Below are 17,397 nucleotides of genomic sequence, written 5' to 3'. Positions count from 1 at the left end.
CGTCAGATGACAACGTCTTTCGTCGGCCAACCGACCCAGACTGCTTCGCCGGACTTCCAGGCGTCGAAGGTGGGCCGGAAGGGCAACATCATCGTCCGGTGGATCACCTCCACCGACCACAAGACCATCGGGTACATGTACCTGATCGCGTCGTTCGTCTTCTTCCTGCTCGCAGGTGTGATGGCCCTGGTCATCCGCGCCCAGCTGTTCGAGCCCGGCCTGCACGTGGTCGCGACGAAGGAGCAGTACAACCAGCTCTTCACGATGCACGGCACGATCATGCTGCTGATGTTCGCGACGCCGCTGTTCTCGGGCTTCGCGAACGCGATCATGCCGCTCCAGATCGGTGCTCCCGACGTCGCCTTCCCGCGACTCAACGGCTTCGCGTTCTGGCTCTACCTGTTCGGCTCGCTCATCGCGGTCGGTGGCTTCCTCACCCCGCAGGGTGCGGCCTCGTTCGGGTGGTTCGCCTACGCGCCACTGAGTGACACGACGTTCACACCAGGGCTCGGCGGCACACTCTGGGTCTTCGGACTCGGCATGACCGGCTTCTCGACGATCCTCGGCGCGGTGAACTTCATCACCACCATCATCACGATGCGTGCCCCGGGTCTGACCATGTTCCGCATGTCGATCTTCACCTGGAACACCCTCGTGACGGCCCTGCTCGTGCTGATGGCCTTCCCGGTGCTCGCCACCGCGCTGTTCGGCCTCGGCCTCGACCGCGTGTTCGACGCGCAGATCTTCAACCCGGCCAACGGCGGAGCCCTGCTCTGGCAGCACCTGTTCTGGTTCTTCGGGCACCCCGAGGTGTACATCATCGCGCTGCCGTTCTTCGGCATCGTGTCCGAGGTCTTCCCGGTCTTCAGCCGCAAGCCGATCTTCGGGTACAAGACCCTCGTCTACGCGACCATCGCGATCGCGGCCCTGTCGGTCACGGTCTGGGCGCACCACATGTACGTCACCGGTGGCGTCCTGCTGCCCTGGTTCTCGCTCATGACGATGCTCATCGCGGTCCCGACCGGCGTGAAGATCTTCAACTGGGTCGGCACGATGTGGCGCGGTTCGGTGACCTTCGAGACCCCGCTGCTGTGGGCCGTCGGCTTCCTCATCACGTTCACGTTCGGTGGCCTCACCGGTGTGATCCTGGCGTCGCCGCCGCTCGACTTCCACGTGTCCGACTCGTACTTCGTCGTCGCGCACTTCCACTACGTGGTCTTCGGGACCGTCGTCTTCGCGATGTTCTCCGGCTTCTACTTCTGGTGGCCGAAGTGGACGGGCAAGATGCTCAACGAGCGCCTCGGCAAGATCCACTTCTGGCTCCTGTTCATCGGGTTCCACACCACGTTCCTCATCCAGCACTGGCTGGGCGTCATCGGCATGCCGCGTCGTTACGCGACCTACCTGCCGAACGACGGTTTCACCTGGATGAACCAGCTGTCGACGATCGGCTCGATGATCCTCGCGATCTCGTTCCTGCCGTTCATCTTCAACGTCTACGTGACGGCCCGGAACGCACCGAAGGTCGCCGTGAACGACCCGTGGGGCTACGGCCGCTCGCTCGAGTGGGCCACCAGCTGCCCGCCGCCCCGCCACAACTTCACGTCGATCCCGCGGATCCGTTCCGAGTCCCCGGCCTTCGACCTGAACCACCCCGAGGCAGGTGTGCCGATCGGTGTCGGCCCCGCGAAGGACGCCCCGGATGCCCCGACCTACGACGCCGCGAAGGGCGAGGTGAAGTAAGCCGATGCGCGCGAACACCAACCTGTTCTGGATCCTCTTCGGGTTCTTCATCCTCGCGGACGCCGCGTACACGATCTGGGCGCTGCTCTACTACGGGCGCCCGGAGTGGGTCGGCACCGTTGCGATCGGCCTGACCGGCATCATGTCGGCGTTCATCGCCTTCTACCTCGGCAAGGTCATGGCCTCCCAGGGCGGCGTGCTGCCCGAGGACCGTCCCGACGCCAACATCGAGGACGGCGACGCCGAGCTCGGGCACTTCAGCCCCTGGTCGTGGTGGCCGATCCTGCTGGCAGCAGCGGTCGCCGTCTGCTTCCTCGGCGTCGCAGCCGGGCTGTGGATCGTCCCGATCGGCCTCGCCCTGGTGGCGGTCACCCTGGTCGGCTGGGTCTACGAGTACTACCGCGGCAACTTCGGGCACTGACCTGACGCTGCAACGCACCTGACACTTCGGGCGGCACCACATCCGGTGCCGCCCGAAGTGCGTCCAGGCGCTGCACACCACAGCACACGACCCGGCGCTGCACGCCGCAGCGCCCCACGAACTCCGGTCCCCGATCCGGAACAAACGGGCCCGCCCGCGGCTTGACTGGAGCGGACCTCCCCACCACAGCGAAAGGAGTCACCTCAGGTGACCGACAAGCGCACCCTCATCATCTTCGGCGCGACGGGCGACCTCGCCTCCCGCCTGCTGCTGCCGGGCCTCGGCACGTTCCTGCAGAGCGGTCGAGCGGTTCCCGTCCAGCTCATCGGCACGGGCCGCAGCGCCCGCAGCGAGGAGCAGTGGAAGGACATCGTCACGAAGTCCTTCGCGTCGCAGGACGTCAAGGGACCCGAGGTCGACGCCACGCTCGCGTCGACCCAGTTCATCCAGGGCGACCCCACCGACCCGGAGCACCTCAAAGCCCTGCTGGACGCGGCCGAGGCCGAGCCGATCCTGTACTTCGCCCTGCCGCCGCAGATCGCCTCCGACATCTGCGAGGCGCTCGAGCACGTGGAGCTCCCCGCGGGCACCACGCTGGCCTTCGAGAAGCCGTTCGGCACGGACGTCGCGAGCGCCAGGGCCCTCAACGAGACGGTGCTGAAGCTCGTCCCCGAAGAGCGCGTGCACCGCACCGACCACTTCCTCGGACGCACCACGGTCCTCAACATCATCGGTCTGCGCTTCGCGAACCGCCTGTTCGAGCCGATCTGGAACGCCGACAACATCGAGAAGGTCGACGTCTTCTACGACGAGACCCTCGGTCTCGAGAACCGCGCCCAGTACTACGACGAGGCCGGCGCGATGGTGGACATGATCCAGTCGCACCTGCTGCAGATCCTCGGCATCGTGACGATGGACGCCCCGGCGGACATCGATTCGGTCGAGTTCCGCTCGTCCCTGGCCCGGGTGCTCCGTTCGACCGAGCTCAAGGGCGGCGACCCGAAGATCGCGTCGCGTCGCGCCGTCTACACGGCCGGCACGATCGACGGCAAGGAGCTGCCGTCGTACCAGGACGAGGACGGCGTCGACAAGTCGCGGAGCACCGAGACGCTCGCCGAGATCTCGGTCGAGGTCGACACCGCCCGCTGGAAGGGCGTCCCGTTCACGTTGCGGTCCGGCAAGGCCCTCGGCAACAGCCGGAAAGAGGTGCTGATCACCTTCAGGCCGGTCACCCGCCTGCCCTCCGGCCTGAGCGGTCGCCCGAAGGCGGACACGCTGCGCATCGTCCTGAACCCGGACGAGATCGAGCTGACCGTGTCGGCCAACGGCGGTGGCAACCCGTTCGAGATGGGACAGGTCACCCTGTCGTCCTCGTTCAGCGACGGCGAGCTGACCCCCTACGGCGAGGTCCTGAACGGCATCTTCCACGACGACCCGCTGCTCTCGATCCGCGGCGACGTGGCCGAGCGCTGCTGGGAGATCGTCGAGCCGGTCGTCAAGGCCTGGAAGGCCGACGAGGTCCCGCTCGAGGAGTACCGCGCGGGTTCGCGCGGCCCGGCGGACTGGGAGTCGTCGTCCTGACGGACGTGACCGTCGCGCCCTGAACGGGCGGAACAGCGGACGGGAGGCACGGTGCCAGCTGGCACCGTGCCTCCCGTCCGTTCCGTGGTCGGGACCACCGCATCAGGCGGGTCCGCCGGCGCGCTCGCCTTCGCCGGTCCACGAGCGGGTGCCACCGTCGTGCACGGGCAGCCGCGTGCGGTGCCCGGTCGAGGCGCCCCGCGCCCGGGCGATGGCGTCCGACGCGGACACGAGCGTCAGGTGGGACAGCACCTGCGGCGTGTTGCCGACGTGGTGGCCGGTGGTGACGTCGACCTCCTCGGACAGCATCCCGACGTCGTTCGCGTACCCGACGAGCACGTCCATGAGGCGTTCGGCGTCGTCGATCCGTCCCGAGGCCGCGTACTGCTCGACCAGCCAGAACGAGCACGCCAGGAACGGGTGCTCCGCGCCGGTGAGGCCGTCGAACCCGGACGACGTCCGGTACCGCAGCACGAGGCCGTCGGAGCCGGTGGACAGGTCCTGCTCGATGGCGGCGACGGTGCCCGCCATCCGGGCGTCGTGGGCGGAGACGTACCCGATCTGCGGCAGCACGAGCAGGCTCGCATCGACCTCGTCGGTGTCGTAGTGCTGCCGGTAGCTGCCACGGGCGGCGTTCCAGCCGTGCTCCTCGATCTCGGCCCGCACCTGGTCGCGCAGGGTGCGCCAGCGGTCGACGGGCCCTTCGAGACCGAACTCCTCGACCGCCGCGACCCCACGGTCGAACGCGGCCCAGATCATCGCGCGCGAGTGCGTGAAGTGCCGTCGCGGGCCGCGCATCTCCCAGATGCCGTTGTCGGGCTCCTGCCAGTGCTCCTCGACGTAGCCGAGCAGGGCGCGCTGCAGGGCCCACGAGTCGGCGTTCTCCTCGACCCCGAGCTCGCGGGCGTCGTGCAGGGCTGCCAGGACCTCGCCGAACACGTCGCCCTGGTACTGCGTGTACGCGCCGTTGCCGACCCGGACGGGCGTCGAGCCGGCGTACCCGGGCAGGTGCGGGAGCTCGCGTTCCGGCAGTTCGCGCTCCCCGGCGATGCCGTACATGATCTGCACGTCGGCGGGGTCGCCGGCGATGGCACGGAGCAGCCAGCCGCGCCAGTGTGCCGCCTCGTCGCGGTAGCCGTGCGCGATGAGCGAGGCGAGGGCGAGCGAGGCGTCGCGGAGCCACACGTAGCGGTAGTCCCAGTTGCGTTCGCCGCCCGGGTCCTCCGGCAGGCTGGTGGTCACGGCGGCCACCACGCCGCCGGTCTCGCCGTGGGTCATGGCGCGGAGCAGCAGGAGGGAGCGGCGGGCGGCGTCGGCGTAGCGACCCTCGGTGCGCGCCGTCGCCATCCAGTCCGTCCACCAGGCCACGGTGCGGTGGAGCTCGGCGTCGACGTCGACGGGCGCCGGGGGCTCGCGGTGCGAGGGGTACCAGGTGAGGACGGTGTCGAGCACGTCGCCGTCGTGGATCGTCGCGGTGGCCGTGTGCCGGTGGTCCGACGCCCGGAACCGCGGGCCGCGCACGATGACCGACCCGGGGCCGGCGGTGGCGAGCAGTGCCGGGTCCTCGTCGCCGCCGATCTGGCGCACCCACGGCAGGGCGAGGGCGTAGTCGAACCGGATGCGCAAGGTCTGCTGCACCTCGACCGTGCCGCTCAGCCCGCGGACACGGCGGACGATGGACGGCCGGTGCGCGCCGACGGGCATGAACTCGGTCACCTCGACGACCCCGTTCGCCGTGGTCCACACCGTCGACAGGACGAGTGTGTCGCCGTGGTACTTCCGGTGCGCGGTCGCCGTGGGGTCGGTCGGGCGGAGCGTCCAGTGCCCGTGGTCCTCGGTGCCGAGCAGCGAGGCGAACGTCGCGGTGCTGTCGAAGCGCGGCAGGCACGCCCAGTCGATCGTGCCGTCGCGGCCGACGAGCGCGGCGGTCGAGGTGTCGCCGATGACGGCGTGGTCCTCGATGCGGTTCGGAGGAGTCGAGGGAGTCGCTGGTGGACGCTCGGCGTCGGCGGTCCGGTCCGGGTCCGTGTCGGTGCTCATGCCCCGATCGAACACCCGGTGGCCGAGCGCGGGGGATGAGCGGCCGGGTCGCCGGCCGTCTGCCGGCCGCGTGCCGTCGGTGCGCCTGAAACCTCGCTCAGGCCGGGTCGGAGGCGTCCGCCTCGGCGAGGCCGACGCGCGCGAGCTCGGACCAGAGTCCGGCGCCGTCCGGTGCGTAGACCCACGGCGCCGAGGTGTCGCGGGAGCGCTCCTGCGCCCGGGAGCGTCCACCGGCGAGGACCGCCTCGCTCGTGGACAGCTGTCGGATCGCGACGCCCGCGACGTTCTCGGGGTGCTCGCGGGCGAACTCGCCGTACAGCGACTCGTCGTGCTGGCCGTCGTCGCCCACGAGCAGCCACTGGACGTCCGGGAAGTCCTTCGCCAGACGTCGGAGGTTCTGCTGCTTGTGCAGTTGCCCGCTCCGGAAGAAGCGGTCGTGCGTGGGGCCCCAGTCGGTGAGCAGGAGCGTGCCCGACGGGTACATGTTGCGGGTCAGGAAGCGCTGCAGCGTCGGGGCGACGTTCCAGGCACCGGTGGACAGGTACACCGTCGGGGAGCCGGGGTGCTGCGCCTGCACGCGTTCGTACAGCACGGACATGCCCGGCACCGGGCGGCGGGCGTGCTCGGTGAGGACGAACGAGTTCCAGGCGGCCAGCATCGGGCGGGGGAGCGAGGTGACCATCACCGTGTCGTCGATGTCGGACAGCAGGCCGAAGCGGGTGTCGGGGTGCACGACGAACACGTCGGCCTCGACGTCGCGGCCGCCGCCGGCCGACAGGCGCACGGTGCGCCAGCCCGGTTCGAGGTCGATCGGCACGATGGTGTCGACGACCCCACCGCGGTCGGTCTCGACGACGTGCGAGACCCCGCCGGCGGTGACGGTGACCTCGGCGTGGTCGACCGCGACGCTCGTGAAGCTCTTCCACCCGCGGACGCCGGCGTACGAGACGTCGGAGGCGAGACCGCGGCGGGTCAGCAGCACACGGCACAGGATCCGGACCCATCCGGGGGCGCCGTAGCCCGTGTAGGGGACGACGGTCGGGACCAGGCCACGGCTTCGGGCACGGTGCTCGCGGAACTCCTGGACGGCGTCCTCGATGCGGGCCGCGCGGTGCAGGAGCGGCTCGGCCAACGACGGCTCGTGGGGCGTCGGGTCGGGCATCGCCCCATCATCCCATGCACGACCCGGAAGTCCACGTCCCAGGGTGCCTGTGGTGAGTCGCAGCCATGTTCCAGCCGGTCTCTGCGAAAATCGTCCTCGTCACACCAACCAACCGCGCTGGAGCGCAAGAGGAGAACACGTGCTCGTCACCGAGGTAACGAACGCTCTGCCGGGGGGATCATCACTGCTCAGGAACGAGCCGGTCCAAGCCCGCAGTTCGGCGCGCCTCGCGGGTCTGCTCGACGCTGCTGCCGCGGTGATCGACGAGATCGGGTTCGAACGACTCACGACCGCGATGGTCGCCGAACGGGCCGGGGCGTCCATCGGCACCGTCTACCGCTACTTCCCGGACCGCATCGCCGTGGTCGAGGCACTCGCCATCCGCTGCACGCAGCGCCTCGCGGCGCGCTTCGTCGCGGCGCTCGACGCGAGTGGCGCGGAGACCTGGCAGCAGGCCTGCGACGCGCTGATCGACGAGACGGCGGAGCTCTACCGCACCGAGCCGGGCTTCCGCGCGATCCGCTTCGGCGACACCGCGGACACCGGGACCGGTGACGCCGAAGACCGCATGGGGGCGCTCGGTGCCGCCGTCGGGCAGATCATGCGCGACCGGTTCGGTCTGCCCGACGACGAGCGCATCGCGCGGGCCTGGGTGGTGCTGGCCGAGTCCGGACACGCCGTGCTCGCGCGGGCGCACCGCGACCGTGCGAACCCCGACACAGCGCTCATCGCCGAGTACCGCGCGATGAGCCGTGCCCACATGGAGTCGGTGGTCGCCGCCGGCTGACCGGCTCGACACGCCGCGAGCGATCCGATCCGCCCGCGCTTCCGAACAGGAGGCGCGGGCGTCGTCGTCCCCGCTGGATGCGTCGTGCGCGGTGTCCGCTCACCGCACCGGTCGCCGCCGCGGGGCGGTCACGGTTCGTCACACCGAACCGATGTCGGCACCCACGGGTACTCTCATCCGGAGTCGGGCTACCTCCGAACAGAAGGGCACCCATGATCGAGTTCCGCTCGGTTCGCAAGACCTACCCGGACGGCACCACCGCGGTCGACGACTTCGACCTCGTGATCCCGTCCCGGACCACCACCGTCTTCGTCGGTTCGAGCGGGTGCGGCAAGACGACGCTGCTGCGCATGATCAACCGGATGGTCGACCCCACCTCGGGTTCCGTGCAGATCGACGGCTCCGACGTCTCCGGCGTCGACCCGGTCAAGCTCCGTCGGAGCATCGGGTACGTCATGCAGAACTCCGGTCTGCTGCCGCACCGCAAGGTCGTCGACAACATCGCGACCGTGCCCCTGCTGACGGGGGCGTCGAAGGCCGACGCCCGCGCTCGTGCGCTCGAGCTCATGGACACCGTGGGACTCGACCGGGCGTTCGCCGACCGGTACCCGTCCCAGCTGTCCGGCGGGCAGCAGCAGCGTGTCGGTGTGGCCCGCGGGTTGGCCGTCGACCCGAACATCCTGCTCATGGACGAGCCCTTCGGCGCCGTCGACCCGCTGGTCCGAAACGACCTGCAGGACGAGCTCATCCGCCTGCAGCGCGAACTCGGCAAGACCGTCGTGTTCGTCACGCACGACATCGACGAGGCGTTCAAGCTCGGCGACCAGGTCGTCATCCTGAAGAAGGGCGGCGAGATCGCCCAGCAGGGCACGCCGTCCGAGATCCTGGCCGAGCCGGCCGACGACTTCGTCGCGAACTTCATCGGCGTGGGTCGTGGGCGTCGGTCGCTGCGCGTCGAGCACACCCCCACGGGCCCGATCGTCGTCGACGGTGACGGGCGCGCCGCCGGGGTCCTCACCGGACCGGTCAACGTCGTCGACGCCGCCGCCGCGGTGCAGGCCGACCCCACCTCGAACCAGGCCGGAGCGTCGCAGGACGCCCCGGGTGCTCCGGCGCAGGGTGGAGGCACCCGGTGAAGTGGGTGCTGGCGAACCTCGACACGATCCGTGACGCCACAGTCGCGCACCTGGCCATCGCCATCCCGCCGATCATCATCGCCTTCCTGCTGTCCATCCCCATCGGCTGGCTCGTCGTCCGGCTCCAGCGCCCCGGCGGATCGCGCCTCGCCTCCGGCGTCGGCAGCGGCATCGTGACGTTCGCCGGACTCCTCTACGCGATCCCGTCGCTGGCGCTGTTCGTGGCACTGCCGGGCATCATCGGCACCGGTCTGCAGAGCCCGGTCAACGTGGTGATCGGCCTGACGCTGTACGGCCTCGCCCTCATGGTCCGGTCGACGGTCGACGGGCTCACGTCGGTGGACTCCGGGACGAAGTCGGCGTCGACCGCCATGGGGTACTCGTCGGCGCAGCGGTTCTTCCGCGTCGAACTGCCGCTCGCCGGGCCGGTGCTCCTCGCCGGGCTGCGGGTGGTGTCGGTCTCCACCATCTCGCTCACCACCGTCGGCGCGGTCCTCGGCATCCAGAGCCTCGGGTCGCTGTTCACGGACGGACTCGGCCGCGGCATCTACGAGGAGATCATCTCCGGCATCGTCATGGTCCTCGTGCTGGCGTTCGTGCTCGACGGTCTCCTCGTGCTGCTCGGCCGCATCGTGATGCCGTGGACCCGGACGGCCTCGGTGTCGCGCCGACAGGCCCGCCGCGTGCTGCAGACCGCGGAGGTCTCCTCGTGATCATCGGACAGGCCTTCGCCTGGGTCTTCGACCCCACCAACTACTCCGGCTACAACGCGATCCCCGGACGGCTCTGGGAGCACGTCTGGATCACCCTGCTCGCCGTCGTGATCGCCTCGGTGATCGCGGTGCCGATCGGGTACGCCATCGGCCACACACGCCGCGCACGGGGCTTCTCGATCGCCGTGTCCGGGGGGATCCGGGCACTGCCGACGCTCGGCGTGCTCTCCCTGTTCGGACTCCTGCTCGGCATCGGACTGCAGGCGCCGCTCCTGGCGCTCGTCGTGCTGGCGATCCCCTCGGTGCTGGCCGGTGCCTACTCGGGCATCGAGTCGGTCGAGCCCGTGACGGTCGACGCCGCGAAGGCGCAGGGCATGACGGGCTGGCAGATCCTGTGGAAGGTCGAGGTCCCGCTCGGCCTGCCCCTGCTGATCGGCGGGTTCCGCGCGGCCGTGTTGCAGGTCGTCGCGACGGCAACGCTCGCCGCCTACGTCGGTGCCGGCGGCCTCGGCGGCTACTTCTTCCTCGGTCTGAAGACCCAGGACTACGCCGAGATGCTCGGCGCCTCCATCCTCGTGATCGCACTCGCGATCGCGTTCGAGATCGTGTTCGCCGTGCTGCAGCGGGCGTCGGTGCCCAAGGGCACCGCCGACCCGTCGGCCCGGCAGCGCCAGGGATCGCGCGAGCGAGCCCGCAATCCCATCCCGGAAGGAAATCCATCGTGATCACAGCAAAGATCCGTGCGGGCGTCGCAGCAGCGCTCGCACTGGGCGTCGCCGCCGCCCTGACCGGCTGCGCGTCGAGCGACCCGCTCGACAGCGGCTCCAGCGCGTCGTCCGACTCGAAGACGATCGTCGTCGGCTCGCAGCAGTACTACTCGAACGAGATCATCGCCGAGCTCTACGCACAGGTCCTCGAGAAGAACGGCTTCGAGGTCGAGCGCAACTTCAACATCGGGCAGCGCGAGGTCTACATCCCGCAGCTCGAGAAGGGCGCGATCGACGTCATGCCCGAGTACAGCGGCAACCTGCTGCAGTACTTCGACAAGGACTCCAAGGCGAAGACCGCCGACGAGATCGACGACGGCCTCGAGACGGCGCTGCCGAAGGGCCTCCGGGTCCTCGACGAGGCCGAGGCGACCGACCAGGACAGCTACACCGTCACGAAGCAGTTCTCCGAGGACAACGACGTGACGAGCCTGGCCGACCTGAAGGACGTCAAGTCCAAGCTCACGGTCGGCGCGAACTCCGAGTTCCAGACCCGTCCGTACGGTCCGAAGGGCCTGAAGTCGGTCTACGGCGTCGATGTCGACTTCAAGGCGGTCGAGGACTCCGGCGGAGCCCTGACGGTCAAGGCGCTGAAGGACGGCACCGTCCAGCTCGCCGACATCTACAGCGCCGACCCGAGCATCAAGGCGAACGACTTCGTCACGCTCGAGGACCCGGAGAACCTCATCCTGCCGCAGAACGTCATCCCCGTCGTCTCCGACAAGGTGAACGACAAGGCCGCGGACGCGATCGACTCGGTCAACGAGAAGCTCACCCCCGAGGCCCTGATCGAGCTCAACACCAAGAGCACGGCGGACAAGGAGAAGGCGTCCACCATCGCCAAGGAGTTCCTGACGGACGAGGGCCTGCTGTAACAGCAGTCTCTGCGAGTTAGACGACAGGCGTCGGGCAACTGCCCGGCGCCTGTCGTCGTTCCCGGCGGTGCCGATCGGCACATCCGTGCCGCACGGTTGTGCCGATCACTGCCGTTGCACGTTCGTGCACGGAACATTTCTACAAGTTGTCGAAGTGGGTGGTGGCGCGGTACCGTTGAAGGGTCCCAACGGCTGTGACATCTGATGTATCCGTTCCACAGGAAGACACTGACGTGCACCGACTGCGCGCGGCGACCCGACTGGGAAGTGCCGCATGACCGACCTCCTCGATCCGCTCATCCTGTCGCGGTGGCAGTTCGGTCTGACGACCATCTACCACTTCCTCTTCGTCCCGTTGACGATCGGCATGGCCGCCGTGGTGGCCGTGTTCCAGACCGCCTGGTACCGGACCGGTCGAGCGCACTACCTTCAGCTGACCCGGTTCTTCGGGCGGATCTTCCTCATCAACTTCGCGATGGGCGTCGTGACGGGCATCGTGCAGGAGTTCCAGTTCGGCATGAACTGGTCGAACTACTCGCGCTTCGTCGGTGACGTCTTCGGGGCGCCCCTCGCGCTCGAGGGGATCCTGGCGTTCTTCTTCGAGGCGGCGTTCATCGGTGTGTGGATCTTCGGCTGGGACCGTCTGCCGAAGGGGCTGCACCTGGCGAGCATCTGGTGCGTCAGCGCGGGCACGATCATGTCGGCGTACTTCATCATCGCCGCGAACGCGTTCATGCAGCACCCGGTCGGGTTCTCGATGAACGAGGCCAAGGGGCGTGCCGAGCTGACCGACATCTGGGCGGTCCTGGGCAACAAGGTGGCCCTCGCGGCGTTCCCGCACACGTTGTTCGCGTGCTTCATGGTCGCCGCTGCGGTCATCATCTCGGTCGCCGCGTACCACCTGGCGCGCAACCAGAACCTCGAGACGATGATGCCGGCGCTGAAGTTCGGCATGTGGACCATGGTCGCTGCGGGCGCCCTGACGGTGCTCACCGGCGACCAGCTCGGCCTGACGATGGTCGACACGCAGCCGATGAAGATGGCGGCGGCCGAGGCGCTGTACAACACGGCGACCGGCAAGGACGCCTCGTTCTCGATCTTCACCCTCGGCACCCCCGACGGCGTGCACGAACTGTTCTCGATCCGGGTGCCGTACCTGCTGTCGTTCCTGTCGACGCACACCTTCAACGGCACGGTCGAGGGCATCAACGACCTGCAGGCGCAGTACACGCAGGTGTACGGGCCCGGCGACTACAAGCCGATCATCTGGGTGACCTACTGGTCGTTCCGCTGGATGATCGCGCTCGGCGTCGGCGCGGTCGTGGTGTCGCTCGCCGGCCTCTGGCTGACCCGCAAGGGCCGCTTCCCGACGAAGCGCTGGATCTGGCGCGTCGCCACCTGGACCGTCCCGCTCCCGATGGCCGCGATGATCGTCGGCTGGATCTTCACCGAGATGGGCCGCCAGCCGTGGCTCGTGTTCGGGTTGCTCAAGACCAGCGACGGCGTCTCGCCGAACGTGACCGGGCTCGAGGTCCTCATCTCGCTCATCGTGTTCACCGTGATCTACGGCTCGCTGGCGGTGGTCGAGTTCAAGCTCATCAAGAAGGTCGCGCAAGAGGGCCCTGCCGCACCGGCAGCGGTCGACGAGGAGACCGGCGAGGTCAAGCACGAAGTGACGGTGTACTGAGATGGACCTCCCTGTTCTCTGGTTCGCGATCGTCGGCGTGTTCTTCGTCGGCTACTTCGTCCTCGACGGCTTCGACTTCGGTGTCGGCATGTCCCTGCCCTTCCTCGGCAAGGACGACACCGACCGTCGGGTGCTCATCAACACGATCGGCCCGGTCTGGGACCTCAACGAGACCTGGGTCATCGTCGCCGGCGCCTGCCTGTTCGCGGCGTTCCCCGAGTGGTACGCCACGATGTTCTCCGGCTTCTACCTGGCGCTGCTGCTCATCCTCGCTGCACTCATCCTGCGCGGCGTCTCGTTCGAGTACCGGCACCAGAACAAGCACCTCGAGTGGAAACGCCGCTTCGACCTGATGATCATCGTCGGGTCCGCCGTGCCGTCGTTCCTCTGGGGCGTCGCGTTCGGCAACGTGGTGCGCGGGATCCCGATGGACTCCGGGCACAACTACACGGGCACGCTGTTCGACCTGCTCAACCCGTTCGCACTGCTCACCGGCGTGGCCACGCTGCTGGTGTTCTTCACGCACGGCGTCGTGTTCGTCGCGCTGAAGACCGAGGGCGAGATCCGCGAGCGCGCCAAGCGCCTGGCGACCCGGGCCGGCATCCTGACGATCCTCGTCGGCGCCGCGTTCCTGGTCTGGATGGCGTTCGTCCGGGCGACCCCGGCCTCGCTCGTGCTCTCCGTGGTCGCGGCGCTCGCGCTGGTCCTGGCCGTGCTCTGCAACGCCTGGGGCAAGGAGGGCCGTGCGTTCACGCTGATGGCGGTCACCATCGCCGCGATCGTGCTCGCCATGTTCACGGCGATCTTCCCGGACGTCATGCCCGCCACCAACGACCCGGCGAACAGCCTGAACGTGTACAACGCCTCGAGCGGCTCGTACACGCTGACCGTGATGAGCTGGGTGGCGCTGATCTTCGTCCCCCTCGTGTTCGCCTACCAGGCCTGGACCTACTGGGTGTTCCGCAAGCGTGTCTCGCGGGCCCAGGTCACCCAGGCCGCGCACTAGGCAGGCGACGGTGAAGCCGCTCGACCCGCGACTCCTGCGCCTGTCGCGGACGGCGCGCGGCTTCATCGTCGCGGCCGCCGGCACCGGCGTCCTCCGCACGGTCGCGACCATCGCGATCGCGTGGGGGATCGCCGGCGCCGTGACGCTCGGCATCGACGCGGTCCACGTCGGCCGTGTCCCGGACGCCTTCGGGCAGGCCCTCGCACTGCTCGGCGGAGCGTTCGTGCTCCGTGCGGTGGCGGCGTGGGCGACCGACGACCTGGCGGCACGCGCCGCGGCGAAGGTGAAGAGCGAGATGCGCACGACGGTGCTCGCCCGCGCGGCCGAGCGCGGTCCGTCCTGGCTGGCGGGCCGCTCGAGCGCGGGGTTCGCCACCACCCTCGGGCCGGGGCTCGACGCGCTCGACTCCTACTTCGGCCGCTACCTGCCGCAGCTCGCGCTGACCGCGATCGCCACGCCGCTGCTGCTGGTCGCGATCGGCCTCGGTGACCTGACGAGCGGGCTGATCATCCTGTTCGCCCTGCCGGTCATCCCGGTGTTCATGATCCTGATCGGGCTCGCGACCCAGGCGTTGCAGCGGAAGCAGTCCGATGCCCTCGCGAAGCTCGGTGGCGCCTTCCTCGAGGCCGTCGAGGGCCTGTCCACGCTCAAGGTCTTCGGTCGAGCCCGCCGCCAGGTCGGCCGCATCGGTGCCGTCACGGACGAGTACCGTCGCGGCACGCTCGGGGTGCTCCGGCTGTCCTTCGTGAGCGGGTTCGCCCTCGAGCTCGCCGCGAGCCTGTCCGTCGCCCTCGTCGCGGTGTCGATCGGCATCCGGTTGGTCGACGGCTCGCTCGGGCTCGGGGCGGCGATGTTCGTCCTGGTCCTCGCTCCCGAGGCGTTCGCCCCCATCCGTCAGGTCGGCGCGGACTTCCACGCCGCCCAGGACGGCGTCGAGGCGTCGGCAGCGGTCCTCGACGTCCTCGCCGACGACACGGACCCCGCGCCGAACGACGGGCCGGACACCGTCGGCAGGCAGGCCGCGGGCGCGGACACCGCGGCGGCCGCCCCGGCTGCGACGGCCTTGGCCGTGCACGGACTGACCGTCCGCCGGCCGGACGTGGTGATCGGCCCGCTCGACCTGCGCGCCGGTCCCGGCACCGTCGTCGTCCTCGCCGGGCCGAGCGGCTCGGGCAAGTCGAGCGTGATCGCCGCGCTCCGCGGCGTCCTGCCGCACGACGGCACCGTCGTCGTGCCCGGTACCGCCGGCACGACCGCCACCGAGCGCACGACCTGGGCCGACCAGCGCCCCCGCCTCGTGCGCGGGACCGTCGCCGAGAACGTCGCGCTCAGCGCGACCCCCGATGCCGCGGACGTGCGGACCGCGTTGCGCGACGCCGGGCTGGAGGTCGACCCGGGCCTCCCGATCGGCGCCGGGGGCAGCGGCCTGTCCGGCGGGCAGGCGCAGCGCGTCGCCATCGCGCGCGCGCTGTACCGCGCCCGCCGGAACGGCACGCCGTTGGTGCTGCTCGACGAGCCCACGTCGGCGCTCGACGCCGAGGCCGAGGCCCGTGTCGTCGCCGCGATCCGCGGCCTCGCAGCCGACGGAGCAGTCGTCGTGGTCGCCAGCCACCGACCGGCGGTCGTCGCCGCGGCCGACGTCCGCGTCGACATCGGCACCGGCGGCTCGGTCACCGTCCGGACGGGGGCGCGCGCATGAGCCGGCAGCGGAGTTCGTCCCGGCAGCGGGCGCTGTCCCGGCAGTGGGCGCTGTCCCGGGAGGCCCGTGGGGGCTCCGTCCTGCGCCTCGCGTTGCCGCACGGGTCGGGATGGGCGAAGGCCGTCGCCGCCGGCGCGCTCAGCGCGGTCTGCGCCGTGGCGCTCCTCGCCGCGAGCGGCTACCTCATCACCCGTGCCGCCGAGCACCCGCCGATCCTGTACCTGACCCTCGTGATGGTCGGCGTGCGGGCGTTCGCCCTCGGCCGGGCGGCGCTGCGCTACGTCGACCGGCTCGCCGGGCACGACGCGTCCTTCCGCCAGCTCGCGGTGGTGCGGACCGAGATGTACCGGCGGCTCGCCTCGGTCGCGCCGGCGGGGCTGGGGAGCACCGGCCGCGGCGACCTGATGACCCGACTGGTCACCGACACGGACCGGCTGCAGGACCTGCCCATCCGCGTCGTCGGACCGCTGGTGTCCGCCGGGGTCGTCGCCGTGCTGTCCGTCGTCGCCGTGGCGTTCGTGTCGGTGCCGGCCGCCCTCGTGCTCGTGCTGGCCCTGGCGGTCGCGGCGCTGCTCGGGTCGGTCGTGACACGCTCGATCGCCGAGCGCTCCGATCGCGAGACCGCGGCGGACCGCGGCCGGGTCGCCGACCTCGTGCTCGACACCGTCCGGACGCTCGACGTCTTCGCCGCCTACGGCACCCTCGACGAGCGCCTGGCGCACATCGCCCGTCTCGACGCCGGCGTCACCCGAGCGGTGCGTCGTCGCGGCACGGTCGAGTCGCTCGTCGGCGCCCTGGTCGGGCTGCTCGGCGGCGCGGCGGTCATCGGGATCCTGGCCGTCGGCGCACCCGCCGTGGTGGCCGGGGCGCTCGACGGCCCGCTCTGGGCGCTGACGGTGTTCGTGCCGCTCGCGCTGTTCGAGGTCATCGGGGGCGTACCGCTCGCCGTCCTCACGCTCCGCCGGGTGCGTGCCGCCGCCGAGCGGGTCGAGCAGGTCGTCCCGGCCGAGGTGCCCGCGGGCATCGTGCCGGAACCCGAGCAGGACGCCGACCCCGCCGAACTGGCGGTGTCCGGATCGGTCACCGTGGCGCTGCGCGACCTGACCGTGCAGTGGCCGGGAGCCACGGCACCCGCGGTCGACGGGGTCTCGCTCGACCTGCGGCCCGGCGAGGTCGTCGTGCTCGAGGGGCCGAGCGGCGCGGGGAAGTCCACCCTCGTCGACGCGCTCGTGCGGTTCGTCGACCACCGGGGCTCGTACACGCTCGACGGGATCTCGGCGAAGGACATGCACCCCGACGCCGTCCGTGCCCGCATCGGGCTCATCGAGCAGGACCCGTTCGTCTTCGACCAGTCCGTGCGGCAGAACCTGCTGTTCGCCCACGAGACCGCCACCGACGACGAGCTGCTCGCGGTGCTCGACCGGGTCGGCCTCGGCGAGTGGGTCGGGCGTCGCGGCGGGCTCGACGCGTCGGTGGGGGAGCGCGGCGGTTTGGTGTCCGGCGGTCAGGCGCACCGCCTCGCCCTGGCCCGCGCGCTCCTGCACGCGTTCCCGGTGCTGGTGCTCGACGAACCCACGGCGGACATCGACCCGGACCTCGGCGACGCCGTCCTGCGCGACCTCGTGACGACGGCCCGCGCAGCGGGCCGCACGATCGTGATCGTGTCGCACGTGCCGGTCAGCACGGACCTGGTCGACCGCACCCTGCGGATGCGGGACGGGCGCCTGCTCGCCGGGTGAGCCGACGGGCGGACGCGGGACGGGCCTCCCGGCTTGTATCG

General features: G+C 70.2%; 14 protein-coding genes. 12 read left to right on the top strand and 2 right to left on the bottom strand.

What is annotated here, in order from left to right:
- The first annotated feature begins 6 nt into the window (after window positions 1-6).
- From ctaD to ACVKXF_RS12890, 3 genes are all read left to right on the top strand, one after another.
- On the top strand, window positions 7-1,743 hold the full coding sequence (gene ctaD / locus ACVKXF_RS12900) for an aa3-type cytochrome oxidase subunit I (protein WP_173168381.1): 1,737 nt from the start codon (window positions 7-9) through the stop codon (window positions 1,741-1,743).
- A gap of 4 nt (window positions 1,744-1,747) precedes the next feature.
- Window positions 1,748-2,164: a cytochrome c oxidase subunit 4 gene (locus ACVKXF_RS12895; RefSeq protein ID WP_123312922.1), complete on the top strand. Its 417-nt coding sequence runs from the start codon at window positions 1,748-1,750 to the stop codon at window positions 2,162-2,164.
- A 207-nt stretch (window positions 2,165-2,371) separates the two neighbouring features.
- Window positions 2,372-3,745, top strand: coding sequence for a glucose-6-phosphate dehydrogenase (locus tag ACVKXF_RS12890; RefSeq protein WP_456795933.1), 1,374 nt, complete (start codon window positions 2,372-2,374; stop codon window positions 3,743-3,745).
- 102 nt (window positions 3,746-3,847) lie between these two features.
- Here ACVKXF_RS12890 and ACVKXF_RS12885 read toward each other — a convergent pair whose 3' ends face one another.
- Both ACVKXF_RS12885 and ACVKXF_RS12880 read right to left on the bottom strand, forming a co-directional pair.
- Complete coding sequence (locus ACVKXF_RS12885) at window positions 3,848-5,785, bottom strand: glycoside hydrolase family 15 protein (protein ID WP_456795932.1); 1,938 nt, start codon at window positions 5,783-5,785, stop codon at window positions 3,848-3,850.
- Window positions 5,786-5,882: 97 nt separating this feature from the next.
- Entirely contained in the window at window positions 5,883-6,947 is a 1,065-nt protein-coding gene (locus tag ACVKXF_RS12880) for an App1 family protein (RefSeq protein ID WP_111085765.1), read from the bottom strand.
- 256 nt (window positions 6,948-7,203) lie between these two features.
- On the opposite strand from ACVKXF_RS12880, the gene ACVKXF_RS12875 reads away from it, so the two are divergent.
- The 9 genes from ACVKXF_RS12875 (at window position 7,204) to cydC (ending at window position 17,356) form a co-directional block, all read left to right on the top strand.
- Entirely contained in the window at window positions 7,204-7,734 is a 531-nt protein-coding gene (locus tag ACVKXF_RS12875) for a TetR/AcrR family transcriptional regulator (RefSeq protein WP_395871788.1), read from the top strand.
- 212 nt (window positions 7,735-7,946) lie between these two features.
- Entirely contained in the window at window positions 7,947-8,870 is a 924-nt protein-coding gene (locus ACVKXF_RS12870) for an ABC transporter ATP-binding protein (RefSeq protein WP_123312919.1), read from the top strand.
- The gene (locus tag ACVKXF_RS12865; RefSeq protein ID WP_123312918.1) at window positions 8,867-9,583 is read left to right on the top strand and encodes an ABC transporter permease; all 717 of its coding nucleotides are present in this window, start codon (window positions 8,867-8,869) and stop codon (window positions 9,581-9,583) included. The genes ACVKXF_RS12870 and ACVKXF_RS12865 overlap by 4 nt, the downstream gene beginning before the upstream one ends.
- The gene (locus ACVKXF_RS12860; protein ID WP_123313146.1) at window positions 9,580-10,308 is read left to right on the top strand and encodes an ABC transporter permease; all 729 of its coding nucleotides are present in this window, start codon (window positions 9,580-9,582) and stop codon (window positions 10,306-10,308) included. Before ACVKXF_RS12865 ends, ACVKXF_RS12860 begins: the two co-directional genes overlap by 4 nt.
- Window positions 10,305-11,225 carry an ABC transporter substrate-binding protein gene (locus ACVKXF_RS12855; protein ID WP_340196991.1) on the top strand — a complete coding sequence of 307 codons (921 nt, stop codon included), beginning with the start codon at window positions 10,305-10,307 and terminating at the stop codon, window positions 11,223-11,225. Before ACVKXF_RS12860 ends, ACVKXF_RS12855 begins: the two co-directional genes overlap by 4 nt.
- A gap of 274 nt (window positions 11,226-11,499) precedes the next feature.
- Window positions 11,500-12,912: a cytochrome ubiquinol oxidase subunit I gene (locus ACVKXF_RS12850; RefSeq protein WP_222660775.1), complete on the top strand. Its 1,413-nt coding sequence runs from the start codon at window positions 11,500-11,502 to the stop codon at window positions 12,910-12,912.
- Window position 12,913: 1 nt separating this feature from the next.
- Window positions 12,914-13,918, top strand: a complete 1,005-nt coding sequence (cydB, locus tag ACVKXF_RS12845) for a cytochrome d ubiquinol oxidase subunit II (protein WP_340196989.1) — start codon at window positions 12,914-12,916, stop codon at window positions 13,916-13,918.
- Window positions 13,919-13,928: 10 nt separating this feature from the next.
- Window positions 13,929-15,617 carry a thiol reductant ABC exporter subunit CydD gene (gene cydD / locus ACVKXF_RS12840; protein ID WP_456795931.1) on the top strand — a complete coding sequence of 563 codons (1,689 nt, stop codon included), beginning with the start codon at window positions 13,929-13,931 and terminating at the stop codon, window positions 15,615-15,617.
- Complete coding sequence (cydC, locus tag ACVKXF_RS12835) at window positions 15,614-17,356, top strand: thiol reductant ABC exporter subunit CydC (RefSeq protein WP_456795930.1); 1,743 nt, start codon at window positions 15,614-15,616, stop codon at window positions 17,354-17,356. Before cydD ends, cydC begins: the two co-directional genes overlap by 4 nt.
- The last annotated feature ends 41 nt before the right edge of the window (window positions 17,357-17,397 follow it).

Source organism: Curtobacterium sp. PvP017 (assembly GCF_054060195.1).
This window is presented reverse-complemented; position numbering and strand designations above follow the sequence as displayed.